This window comes from Achromobacter sp. 2789STDY5608615 (assembly GCF_001298995.1).
GTDB classification, from domain to species: Bacteria; Pseudomonadota; Gammaproteobacteria; order Burkholderiales; family Burkholderiaceae_B; genus Achromobacter; species Achromobacter insuavis.
Genome location: NZ_CYTY01000014.1, coordinates 20,613 through 32,317, shown reverse-complemented (window position 1 = coordinate 32,317; position 11,705 = coordinate 20,613). Strand labels below are relative to the sequence as shown.

General features: G+C 69.6%; 9 protein-coding genes and 1 pseudogene. 7 read left to right on the top strand and 3 right to left on the bottom strand.

Annotated elements, in window-relative coordinates:
- Positions 1-917, top strand: a 917-nt coding sequence (locus tag AOZ49_RS14105) for a molybdopterin molybdotransferase MoeA (RefSeq protein ID WP_054475988.1), incomplete at its 5' end; no start/stop codon positions are given.
- On the opposite strand, the gene mobA is transcribed toward AOZ49_RS14105, so the two are convergent.
- From mobA to AOZ49_RS14090, 3 genes are read right to left on the bottom strand one after another with little or no spacing between them, the layout of a single operon-like run.
- Positions 902-1,525, bottom strand: coding sequence for a molybdenum cofactor guanylyltransferase MobA (gene mobA, locus AOZ49_RS14100; RefSeq protein ID WP_082380448.1), 624 nt, complete (start codon positions 1,523-1,525; stop codon positions 902-904). The genes AOZ49_RS14105 and mobA overlap by 16 nt on opposite strands.
- Complete coding sequence (gene moaA, locus AOZ49_RS14095) at positions 1,518-2,612, bottom strand: GTP 3',8-cyclase MoaA (protein WP_054475986.1); 1,095 nt, start codon at positions 2,610-2,612, stop codon at positions 1,518-1,520. Before moaA ends, mobA begins: the two co-directional genes overlap by 8 nt.
- Before the next feature lie 36 nt (positions 2,613-2,648).
- Positions 2,649-3,725 (bottom strand): substrate-binding domain-containing protein, encoded by a 1,077-nt coding sequence (locus AOZ49_RS14090; RefSeq protein ID WP_054428582.1) that lies wholly within the window; start codon positions 3,723-3,725, stop codon positions 2,649-2,651.
- A 160-nt stretch (positions 3,726-3,885) separates the two neighbouring features.
- Here AOZ49_RS14090 and AOZ49_RS14085 point away from each other — a divergent pair, with 160 nt between their 5' ends.
- The 6 genes and pseudogenes from AOZ49_RS14085 to AOZ49_RS14060 all read left to right on the top strand — a co-directional run.
- On the top strand, positions 3,886-4,443 hold the full coding sequence (locus AOZ49_RS14085; RefSeq protein WP_054428583.1) for a formate dehydrogenase subunit gamma: 558 nt from the start codon (positions 3,886-3,888) through the stop codon (positions 4,441-4,443).
- Positions 4,440-6,013: pseudogene (locus AOZ49_RS14080) on the top strand (formate dehydrogenase beta subunit). The gene AOZ49_RS14085 and the pseudogene AOZ49_RS14080 overlap by 4 nt, the downstream one beginning before the upstream one ends.
- Before the next feature lie 13 nt (positions 6,014-6,026).
- Positions 6,027-8,903: a formate dehydrogenase subunit alpha gene (gene fdhF, locus AOZ49_RS14075; RefSeq protein ID WP_054475984.1), complete on the top strand. Its 2,877-nt coding sequence runs from the start codon at positions 6,027-6,029 to the stop codon at positions 8,901-8,903.
- Between the two features lie 19 nt (positions 8,904-8,922).
- Positions 8,923-9,759 carry a formate dehydrogenase accessory sulfurtransferase FdhD gene (gene fdhD / locus AOZ49_RS14070; RefSeq protein WP_054475982.1) on the top strand — a complete coding sequence of 279 codons (837 nt, stop codon included), beginning with the start codon at positions 8,923-8,925 and terminating at the stop codon, positions 9,757-9,759.
- Positions 9,760-9,764: 5 nt separating this feature from the next.
- Positions 9,765-10,022, top strand: coding sequence for a formate dehydrogenase subunit delta (locus AOZ49_RS14065; RefSeq protein ID WP_006390923.1), 258 nt, complete (start codon positions 9,765-9,767; stop codon positions 10,020-10,022).
- Between the two features lie 147 nt (positions 10,023-10,169).
- Positions 10,170-11,705, top strand: a 1,536-nt coding sequence (locus AOZ49_RS14060; RefSeq protein WP_054475979.1) for an OFA family MFS transporter, incomplete at its 3' end; no start/stop codon positions are given.

Genomic DNA, 11,705 nt, shown 5'->3' with positions numbered 1-11,705 from the left:
TTCCCGCGGGCGCCGACGTGGTGGTGATGCAGGAAGACACGCACGAAGCCGACGAACAGGTCGAGATCACGCGCGAGCCGCGCCCCGGCCAGCACATCCGCCAGCGCGGCGAAGACACCCTGGCCGGCGCCCCGCTGCTGGCCGCCGGCACGCAGCTGCAGGCCGCCCACGTGGCGCTGCTGGCCTCGCAGGGTCTGGCCAGCGTGCCGGTCTACGGCCGCCTGCGGGTCGGCATCCTGACCACCGGCGACGAACTGGTGCCGCCCGGCGGCGCGCGCGAGACGGCGCAGATCTACAACTCCAACGGCCCGATGCTGGCGGCGCTGGTGCGCGGCATGGCCGCCGAACCGGCCAAGGTGCTGCATGCGCGCGACACCGAGGACGACCTGCGCGCCGCCTTCCAGGCGCTGTTGGCCGAGTGCGATCTGGTGCTGAGCGTGGGCGGCGTGTCCGTCGGCGAACGCGACCTGGTCAAGCCGGCGCTGGCCGCGCTGGGCGGCGAGCTGTCGCTGTGGAAGGTGCGCATGAAGCCGGGCAAGCCGGTGGCGCTGGCCATGATCGGCGACAAGCCGGTGGTCAGCCTGCCGGGCAATCCGGTGTCGGCCTACGCGGTGTTCGCCATGCTGGTGTCGCCGCTGGTGCGCCGCATGCAAGGCCGCGAGGAACTGTTCCCGCCGGTCAGCCGGCTGCCGCTGCGCACCGAGCATCCGCGCCAGGACAGCCGCGAGGAATTCCTGCGGGTGCAGCGCCGCGCCGCCGATGACGGCAACGCCGAGCTGGTGCCTTATGGCCACCAGGGTTCCGGGGTGATCAGTTCATTGCCGTGGTCGACGGGGCTGGCGCGCCTGCCGGCCGACGTGCAGGTGCAGGACCGCGACCGCGTGCCCTACTACGACCTGCGTCACTGGCTGGCGTAGCGCTCGGCCGCCGCCAGCTCCTCGGGCGTGTTCAGGTTCATGAACGCGCCGGGCGTGTCATCAAACGGCGCGCCCACGCCTCCCACCCGCGACTGCCACAGGCCGACCTTGCGTTCGCCGGCCGCCAGGTAGTCGCGCAACGCCGGCAACAGCGACGTGCGCAGCGCCATGCAGGCCGGATGGCGCTGGCCGCCGGCCAGCGCGTAGGCCAGCGGCGCGCCCGCCGCTTGCGCCGCCGCGATCAGGCGCCGGGCCAGGTCGGCCGGCAGGAACGGCGTGTCGCACGGCGCCACCACCAGCCACTCGCACGGCGCAGCCGCCGCCAGGCCCGCGGCAAGGCCCGCCAGCGGCCCCTGCCAGGCGCCCAACTCGTCGGTATCGTCGGCCACCACCCGGCCATAGCGGGCGTAGGTCTCTGCATTACGGTTGGCGCTGAGGATCAACGGCCCGACCTGCGGCGCCAGGCGCCGCGCCACGTGCGCCACCAGCGGTTCGCCGCGCAGCAAGACCAGGCCCTTGTCGCTGCCCTGCATGCGCGAGCCCTGGCCGCCGGCCAGGATCAGGCCGGCCACCTGCCGCCGGTCGAACGCGGTCAAGGTCTCAGCCACCGATGTAGCTCATCTCGACTTTGCGGGCCGGGTCGGCCATGTTGCGGCCGCGCTGTTCGGAATAGTTGTCGCCCCGGGCGGCCCAGATGCCCGTGAGGATGGCGGCCAGCTCGTCGTCGCTGGCGCCGCCACGCAGCGGCGCGCGCAGGTCGTGGCCTTCGTGGCCGAACAGGCACAGGAACAGCTTGCCTTCCGGCGACAGGCGCGCGCGCGTACAGCCGCCACAGAAGGCATGGGTGACGCTGGAGATGACGCCGATCTCGCCGGCGCCGTCGCGATAGCGCCAGCGTTCGGCGACGCGGCCCATGCCGTCGGTGGAGATCGGTTCGAGCGGATAGGCCGCGCCGATGCGCGCCAGTATTTCCTCGCTGGGCACCACTTCGGTCAGATTCCAGCCGTTGGTGTTGCCCACGTCCATGTATTCGATGAAGCGCAGGATGTGGCCGCTGCCGCGGAAGCGCTCGGCCATCGGCAGGATCTGCGCGTCGTTCAGGCCGCGCCGCACCACCATGTTGACCTTGACGGGCGCCAGCCCGGCCGCGGCGGCGGCGTCGATGCCGCGCAGCACGTCGTCGGGCGTGAAGCCGCTGTCGCTCATGTCCTGGAACATGCTGGCGTCCAGCGCGTCGAGGCTGACCGTGACGCGCTTCAGCCCCGCGTCCTTGAGCACCGCGGCCTTGCGTTCGAGCAGGCTGCCGTTGGTGGTGAGGGTGAGTTCCAGCGGGTGGCCGGCGGGCGTGCGCAGCCCCGACAACAGGCCCACCAGGTTTTCCACATGCTTGCGCAGCAGCGGTTCGCCGCCGGTCAGGCGGATCTTCTCGACGCCCAGGCGGGTGAAGACGCCGGCCAGCCGCGTGATTTCCTCGAACGACAGCAGGTCGGAATGGCGCATGAAGGCGTAGCTGGTGTCGAACACCTCGCGCGGCATGCAATAGGTACAGCGGAAATTGCAGCGATCGGTGACCGAGATGCGCAGATCGCGCAGCGGCCGCGCGCGCCGGTCGAGCGCGGGCTGGCCCGCGACCGGCGGCGCGACAGGCGCCGGACGGTCGGTGCGGCGATCAGCCAGGAGGATCACTTTGCTCATGGGAACAATCATAGCCCGGCGCCCGTGGCGGCGCGCCTAGGAAAATGCCTCTTCAAGGGTCTGCAGGCGGCCGGTATCGCGGGCGTCGTAGCCGATCAGCTGGCTGACGTAACCGACGTAATCGGCGCTGCGCATGATGGACAGCAGGTCGCGCATGGCGGGCGTCTCCAGCGCGCTCTTGCGGATGGCGAAGAAATAGCGCTCGCGCACCAGCGGGATGAAATCCAGGCCGAAGCGGCAGGCGGCGGTTTCCACGCCGACGCCGGTGTCGGCCATGCCGCTGGCGATGTGGGCGGCGATCGCCATGTGGGTGAATTCGTTGGTCTCGTAGCCCTGCACCTCGCTGATCGAGACGCCGGCGCGCTGCAGCATCAGCCCGACCAGGTAGCGCGTGCTGGAACCGATCTGGCGGTTGACGAAACGCACGTCCTGGCGCGCCAGGTCGGTCATGCCACGGATCCGCTTGGGGTTGCCGGCCATGACGAACAGCCCGGTATTGCGCACCGCCAGGTGGATCAGCAGGTACTCGTCGGCGTGCAGCCACTGCGCGTAGCGGTCCATGATGGGCGCCTCGAAGTCGCCCAGCGGCACCTGGAAGCCCGCCAGGTCGCACTCGTGCCGTTCCAGCGAGGCCAGGGCCTCGATCGCGGTGCGGTAGCGCAGCTCCAGCCCGGGCTTGCGTCCCCCCATGTGTTCCATCAGCGATTCCACCGCGAAGCCGTGGCTGGCATGCAGCCGCAGGTGCGGATCGTTTTCCGGCAGCAGCCGCGCCAGTTCCTCCTGCAGTTCGGAAGCCAGGCTGTCGAGCGTGGGCATCAGGCGCGCCTCGATGCGGCGGTTGGCCCACAGCAGGCGCTGCGCGAAGGCCGACAACTGCGTGCCCTGGCGGCGGTTGGTGATCAGCAGCTGGGTGCCGAAGATGCCCTCGAAGCGGCGCAGCACGCCCCAGGCGTGCCGGTACGACAGGCCGCAGGCGCGACAAGCGCCGGCGATGTTGCCGGTGGCGTCGATGGCGGCCAGCAGCGCGAGCATGTCCTGCAGCGGCACGGGGTCGCCGTCGTCTCCGCCCAAGGTCCATTGCGGCCGCAGGCCGATTCGGAACTTATATGTCATTTATTTCTTATTGAAGGCGATTAATTACCTGTTTAGAGTACACAAATAACGCGGGGCATGGAAAGTTTATATGTTTTTCTTTGCATATAAATCGACCTGACTTCCCATCGCAACAGAACCCCCTCCCTACGGGGTCCCAGCACTACTGGAGGAGACCGCCATGCGTCAGCGCGAGGCAAAATCCGATCTGGCTTCCACCGGCGGCGCCCGTGGCGGCCCCATGGCCCTGGACGCCGCCCAGGCGTCCGCCAGCCCCGCGGTGGCGGCCACCGCCCGCATCCTGGCCCGGCTGAAGGATCAGCCCGGCCCGCTGCTGCCGGTGCTGCACGCGGTCCAGCATGAACTGGGCTGTATTCCGGCCGAGGCGGTGCAGACCATCGCCGAGGCCCTGAACCTGTCCCGCGCCGAAGTCCATGGCGTCATCACCTTCTATCCCCACTTCCGCGGCGAACCGGCGGCGCGCCATACGCTGGAAGTGTGCCGCGCCGAGGCCTGTCAGGCGATGGGCGGCGAACAGTTGGCCGCCCACGCCCGCCAGGCGCTGGGCTGTGATTTCCACGCCAGCACCGGCGATGGCGATTTCACGCTGGAGCCGGTGTATTGCCTGGGCCTGTGCGCCCAGTCGCCGGCGGTGATGCTGGACGGCCAGCCGCACGCCCGCGTCACGCCCGCCAAGCTCGACCGCCTGCTGCACCGCGCACGGGAGGCCGGCCAATGAGCACCCCCACCCTGATCTACGTGCCGCGCGACGCCGCGGCGCTGGCCATGGACGCCGACGCCGTGGCCGCCGCCATCGAGCTGGCCGCCGACGAGCGCGGCCTGGCCGTGCAGGTGGTGCGCAACGGTTCGCGCGGCCTGCTGTGGCTGGAACCGCTGGTCGAGATATCCACGCCCGAGGGCCGCCTGGCCTACGGGCCGGTGCAGCCCGAGGACGTGCCGGCGCTGTTCGACGCCGGCTGGCTGGCGGGCGGCGAGCATCCGCTGCGCCTGGGCCTGACCGAGGAGATTCCCTATCTCAAGCAGCAGGAACGCCTGACCTTCGCCCGCGTCGGCGTGATCGATCCGCTGTCGCTGCAGGACTACGCCGCCCACGGCGGCCTGCAGGGCCTGAAGCGCGCGCTGGCCATGGAGCCGGCCGCCATCGTCGAGGAGATGGTCACGTCCGGCCTGCGCGGACGCGGCGGCGCGGCCTTTCCCACCGGCATCAAGTGGAAGACCGTGCTGGGCTCGCCGGCCGACCGCAAGTACATCGTCTGCAACGCCGACGAGGGCGATTCGGGCACCTTCGCCGACCGCCTGCTGATGGAAGGCGACCCCTACGTGCTGATCGAGGGCATGACCATCGCCGGCCTGGCGGTGGGCGCGACCTACGGCTACATCTACGTGCGCTCCGAATACCCGCACGCCATCGCCACGCTCGAAGCCGCCATCGACCGGGCGCGCAGCGTCGGCTGGCTGGGCGACGACGTGCACGGCAGCGGCCGCCGCTTCGACCTGGAAGTGCGCAAGGGCGCCGGCGCCTACATCTGCGGCGAGGAAACCTCGCTGCTGGAAAGCATCGAGGGCAAGCGCGGCGTGGTGCGCGCCAAGCCGCCGCTGCCGGCGATCTCGGGCCTGTTCGGCAAGCCCACGGTCATCAACAACGTGATCTCGCTGGCGACGGTGCCGATCATCCTGGCCAAGGGCGCGGCCTACTACCGCGACTACGGCGTGGGCCGCTCGCACGGCACGCTGCCGTTCCAGCTGGCCGGCAACCTCAAGCAGGGCGGGCTGGTGGAAAAGGCCTTCGGCCTGAGCCTGCGCGACCTGCTGTACACCTTCGGCGGCGGCAGCGCCTCCGGCCGGCCGCTGCGCGCGGTGCAGGTCGGCGGGCCGCTGGGCGCCTACCTGCCGGAATCGCAGTGGGACGTGCCGCTGGACTACGAAGCCTATATCCAGATCTCGGCCATGATCGGCCACGGCGGCCTGGTGGCGTTCGACGACAGCGTCGACATGATGCGCATGGCGCGCTACGCCATGGAGTTCTGCGCCATCGAGTCCTGTGGCAAGTGCACGCCCTGCCGCATCGGGTCGACCCGCGGCGTGGAGACCCTGGACAAGATCGCCGCCGGCGGTCCGGGGCGCGAACAGCAGGTGCACCTGCTGCGCGACCTGTGCGACACCATGCTGGGCGGATCGCTGTGCGCGCTGGGGGGGGCATGGCGCCCTACCCGGTGCTGTCCGCGCTGAACCACTTCCCGCAGGACTTCGGCATCGAGTCCTCGCAGTCCGCCGTCCACCCCGCCTGAAGCCGAGACCGCCATGCTAGAAACCGTCATCAAGCGCGACCGCGATCTGGGCACCCCGGCGCGGGTGTCCGAAAAAACCGTCACCCTGACCATCGACGGCCAGGAAATCACCGTGGCCGAAGGCACCTCGCTGATGCGCGCGGCCGCCGAGGCCGGCATCAACATCCCCAAGCTGTGCGCCACTGACAGCCTGGAGCCGTTCGGCTCCTGCCGCCTGTGCCTGGTGCAGATCGAGGGCCGCCGCGGCTATCCCGCCTCGTGCACCACGCCGGCCGAGAACGGCATGGTGGTCTTCACCGAAACGCCCAAGCTGCACGACCTGCGGCGCGGGGTGATGGAGCTGTACATCTCCGACCACCCGCTGGACTGCCTGACCTGCCCGGCCAACGGCGACTGCGAACTGCAGGACATGGCCGGCGTGGTGGGCCTGCGCAACGTGCGCTACGGCTATGACGGCGCCAACCACCTCAAGAGCGAGAAGGACGAGTCCAATCCGTACTTCACCTACGACGCCTCCAAGTGCATCGTCTGCAACCGCTGCGTGCGCGCCTGCGAGGAAACCCAGGGCACCTTCGCGCTGACGATCTCGGGCAAGGGCTTCGAATCGCGCGTGTCGCCGGGGCAGGACCAGCCGTTCCTGGAGAGCGAATGCGTGTCCTGCGGCGCCTGCGTGCAGGCCTGTCCGACCTCGACCCTGCAGGAAAAGACCGTCATCATGATGGGCCAGGCCGAGCATTCGGTGGTCACCACCTGCGCCTATTGCGGCGTGGGCTGCGGCTTCAAGGCCGAGATGAAGGGCCAGGAAGTGGTGCGCATGGTGCCGTGGAAGGACGGCCAGGCCAACCGCGGCCACTCCTGCGTCAAGGGCCGCTTCGCCTGGGGCTACGCCACCCACAAGGAGCGCGTGCTCAAGCCGATGATCCGCAAGCGCATCACCGACTCCTGGCGCGAAGTGTCGTGGGAAGAGGCGATCGATTACGCGGCGTCCGAATTCCGCCGCATCCAGGGCCAGTACGGCCGCGACGCGGTCGGCGGCATCACGTCGTCGCGCTGCACCAACGAGGAAACCTGGCTGGTGCAGAAGCTGGTGCGCGCCGCGTTCGGCACCAACAACGTCGACACCTGCGCCCGCGTGTGCCATTCGCCCACGGGCTACGGGTTGAAGCAGACGCTGGGCGAATCCGCCGGCACCCAGACCTTCGACTCGGTGATGCACACCGACGTGGTCATCGTCATGGGCGCCAATCCGTCCAGCGGCCACCCGGTGTTCGCCTCGCGCCTGAAGCGCCGCCTGCGCCAGGGCGCGCGCCTGATCGTGATCGACCCGCGCCGCATCGAGCTGGTGAGTTCGCCGCACATCAAGGCCGACTTCCACCTGCAGGTGCGGCCCGGCACCAACACCGCGCTGCTGTCGTCGCTGGCCCACGTGATCGCCACCGAAGGCCTGATCGACGAGGCCTTCGTGGCCGAGCGCTGCGAGACCAAGGCGTTCCAGGAATGGCGCGATTTCGTGTCGCTGCCCGAGAATTCGCCCGAAGCCATGGCCGAGATCACCGGCGTACCGGCGCAGGCCGTGCGCGGCGCGGCGCGCCTGTTCGCCACCGGCGGCAACGGCTCGATCTACTACGGCCTGGGCGTGACCGAGCACAGCCAGGGCTCGACCACCGTCATGGCCATCGCCAACCTGGCCATGGCCACCGGCAACGTCGGCCGCGAAGGCGTGGGCGTGAACCCGCTGCGCGGCCAGAACAACGTGCAGGGCTCGTGCGACATGGGTTCGTTCCCGCACGAGCTGCCGGGCTACCGCCACATTTCCGACAACGTGGTGCGGGCGCAGTTCGAGCAGGACTGGGGCGTGACGCTGCAGCCCGAGCCGGGCCTGCGCATTCCCAACATGTTCGAGGCCGCGCTGGGCGGCACTTTCAAGGGCCTGTACTGCCAGGGCGAGGACATCGTGCAGTCCGATCCCAACACGCAGCACGTGGCGGCGTCGCTGGCGGCGATGGAATGCATCGTGGTGCAGGGCCTGTTCCTGAACGAGACCGCCAAGTACGCCCACGTGTTCCTGCCAGGCTCGTCGTTCCTGGAAAAGGACGGCACCTTCACCAACGCCGAGCGCCGCATCTCGCGGGTGCGCAAGGTGATGGAGCCGAAGAACGGCAAGTCCGACTGGGAAGTGACCGTGGCGCTGTCGAACGCGCTGGGCTACCCCATGAACTACCGCCACCCGCGCGAGATCATGGAAGAGATCGCGCGCCTGACGCCGACCTTCAGCGGCGTCAGCTACGAGAAGCTGGACAAGCTCGGCAGCCTGCAATGGCCGTGCAACGACGACGCGCCCGAGGGCACGCCGATCATGCACATCGACGCCTTCGTGCGCGGCAAGGGCAAGTTCATGATCACCAAGTACGTGCCGACGGACGAGCGCAGCACGCGCCGCTTCCCGCTGCTCCTGACCACCGGCCGCATCCTGTCGCAATACAACGTGGGCGCGCAGACGCGCCGCACGCCCAACGTCATGTGGCACAGCGAGGACGTGCTGGAGATCCATCCGCAGGACGCCGAGGACCGCGGCGTCAACGAAGGCGACTGGGTCGGCATCCAGAGCCGCTCGGGCGAGACCGTGCTGCGCGCGACCCTGACCGACCGGGTGCAGCCGGGCGTGGTATACACCACCTTCCACTTCCCCGAGTCCGGCGCCAACGTCGTCACCACCGACAGTTCCGACTGGGCCACCAACTGCCCCGAGTACAAGGTCACGGCGGTGCAGGTCACGCGCGTGTCCCAGCCGTCGGAATGGCAGCGGCAATGGTCGCGTTTCGCGGACATCCAGCAGAAGCTGCTGCGTGAGCGCTCGCGCGAGAACGAAGCCGTGACGTCGGGGAAATAACCCGACAGCCGAGCCCGCCATGGACCACAGCGCCCCTCCCCCTTCCTCCCGCCCCGAGCACGTGGCGGCCCAGGTGACCCGCGTGCGGGCCGGCGCCATCGCGCCCGGCGCCGAAGGCGACAACCTGGCCGAGGAAACGCCGGTGGCGCTGGAGTTCAACGGCATCAGCCACGCCACCATGCTGGCCACGCCGGCCGACCTGGAGGACTTCGCCGTCGGCTTTTCGCTGTCGGAAGGCATCATCGACGGCGTGGCCGACGTGCGCGGCATCGACGTGCTGCCGCAGTGCGACGGCATCGTGGTGCAGATCGAGATTTCCAGCGCCTGCGAGGCGCGGCTGAAATCGCGCCGCCGCGCCATGGCCGGGCGCACCGGCTGCGGGCTGTGCGGCGTCGAGACGCTGCCCGAGGTGCTGCGGCCGGTGGCGCCGGTGCCGGCCGGCGCGCCGCTGCCGGTGGGCGCGGTGCTGCGGGCGATGCGCGACATGCGCGCGCGCCAGGCGCTGCACGACCTGACCGGGGCCACCCACGCCGCCGGCTGGGCCGACGCCAGCGGCGCCGTGGCGCTGGTGCGCGAGGACGTGGGCCGCCACAACGCGCTCGACAAGCTGGTGGGCGCGCTGGCGCGCCAGGGGCTGTCCGCCGCGCACGGCGTGGTGCTGGTGTCCAGCCGCGCCAGTTTCGAGATGGTGCAGAAGACCGCCGCGGCCGGCGTCGGCATCCTGGCGGCGGTGTCGGCCCCCACCGCGCTGGCCGTGCGGCTGGCCGACAGCGCCGGCATCGCGCTGCTGGGCTTTTTGCGCAACGACGACGCCACCCTGTATTCCCACCCTGAACGCATCACTTCGCAGACCTGACACGCATGGAAATCGGCAACCTGATCCGCATGGCCAACCGCATCGGCCAATTCTTCGAAGCCATGCCGCTGCGGCCCGAGGCGGTGGAAGGCGTGGCCAACCATATCCACAAATTCTGGGAGCCCCGCATGCGCAACGAGCTGCTGGACTTCCTGGCCCGGCAGCCCGATGGCGACGCCGGCGAACAACAGTTGCATCCCCTGGTGCTGGAGGCGGTCACGCAGAACCGCGAGCGCCTGACCCCGCTGGCGCGGGTGCCCTGACCGGCGCCAGCGCCACGACCGACCCGCGCGCCGCCAGCCGGCGCGCGAGCGCAGCAAGCTTTACCGCAGCAAAGGGTTCAACAAGAAGCGGCGGGACTGGATTTTTCCAGGCCACGCCGCTATAAAGCCGCACCCCGAGGAGACCTCATGGAAAGCACTGCAACACTCGACCTGCCCGGCGCCAAGCCGGGCTTCCTGGACAAGGAACGCACCATCGCCGGACCGGGTTTTTCCCGCTGGCTGGTACCCCCGGCCGCCCTGGCCATCCACCTGTGCATCGGCATGGCCTATGGCTTCTCGGTGTTCTGGCTGCCGCTGTCCAAGGCGGTCGGCGGCGCCCAGCCGCTGGCCTGCCCGCCCGACATGAGCCTGGTGGCCGAGCTGTTCACCACCAGTTGCGACTGGAAGATCTCCACCATGGGGTGGATGTACACGCTGTTCTTCGTGCTGCTGGGCTGCTCGGCGGCACTGTGGGGCGGCTGGCTGGAACGCGCCGGTCCGCGCAAGGCGGGCGTGGTGTCGGCGCTGTGCTGGTGCGGCGGCCTGGTGATCTCGGCCTTCGGCGTCTACCTGCACCAGATGTGGATGCTGTGGCTCGGCTCCGGCGTGATCGGCGGCATCGGCCTGGGGCTGGGCTACATCTCGCCGGTCAGCACGCTGATCAAGTGGTTCCCGGACCGTCGCGGCATGGCGACCGGCATGGCCATCATGGGCTTCGGCGGCGGCGCCATGATCGGCGCGCCGCTGGCCGACCTGCTGATGCGCCACTTCGCCACGCCCACCTCGCCGGGCGTGTGGCAGACCTTCCTGACCATGGCGCTGGTGTACTTCATCTTCATGATGTCGGGCGCGCTCGGCTACCGCGTGCCGCCCACCGGCTGGAAGCCGGAGGGCTGGACCGCCCCCGCCAAGCACGCCAACAACGCCATGATCACCAAGGGCCACGTGCACGTGAAGCGGGTCTGGGGCGTGCCGCAATTCTGGCTGGTGTGGCTGGTGCTGTGCCTGAACGTGACCGCCGGCATCGGCATCCTGGGCATGGCCTCGCCGCTGCTGCAGGAAGTGTTCGGCGGCGGCCTGATCAACAAGCCGGAACTGGGCTTTGGCCAGCTCGACAAGGCCCAGCTGGCCTCGATCGCCGCCATCGCCGCGGGCTTCACCGGCCTGCTCAGCCTGTTCAACATCGGCGGCCGCTTCTTCTGGGCCAGCCTGTCGGACAAGCTCGGCCGCAAGATGACCTACCTGATCTTCTTCGTGCTGGGCTTCGTGCTGTACGCCTCGATCCCGTGGACCTCGCACATGGGCGCGCTGGCGCTGTTCGTGGCGGCCTTCTGCGTCATCCTGTCGATGTACGGCGGCGGCTTCGCCACGGTGCCGGCCTACCTGGCGGACCTGTTCGGCACGCAGATGGTCGGCGCCATCCACGGCCGCCTGCTGACGGCGTGGTCGGCCGCGGGCATCTTCGGGCCGGTGCTGGTGAACTACATCCGCGAATACCAGCTGTCCATCGGCGTGCCGCGGGCGCAGGTGTATGACATCACCATGTACATCCTGGCGGGCATGCTGGTGCTGGGCTTCCTGTGCAACCTGGCGATCCGCCCGGTGAACCCCAAGTACTTCATGACCGACGAGGAACTGGCGCGCGAGAAGGCCCTGGCGCACGAACGCGCGGCGGCGGCCGAG

Excerpts from the sequence above, each read along its gene's own strand:
- moaA (WP_054475986.1), bottom strand. The coding sequence starts at position 2,612 with ATGAGCAAAGTGATCCTCCTGGCTGATCGCCGCACCGACCGTCCGGCG.
- AOZ49_RS14090 (WP_054428582.1), bottom strand. The coding sequence starts at position 3,725 with ATGACATATAAGTTCCGAATCGGCCTGCGGCCGCAATGGACCTTGGGC.
- AOZ49_RS14085 (WP_054428583.1), top strand. The coding sequence starts at position 3,886 with ATGCGTCAGCGCGAGGCAAAATCCGATCTGGCTTCCACCGGCGGCGCC.
- fdhF (WP_054475984.1), top strand. The coding sequence starts at position 6,027 with ATGCTAGAAACCGTCATCAAGCGCGACCGCGATCTGGGCACCCCGGCG.
- fdhD (WP_054475982.1), top strand. The coding sequence starts at position 8,923 with ATGGACCACAGCGCCCCTCCCCCTTCCTCCCGCCCCGAGCACGTGGCG.
- AOZ49_RS14065 (WP_006390923.1), top strand. The coding sequence starts at position 9,765 with ATGGAAATCGGCAACCTGATCCGCATGGCCAACCGCATCGGCCAATTC.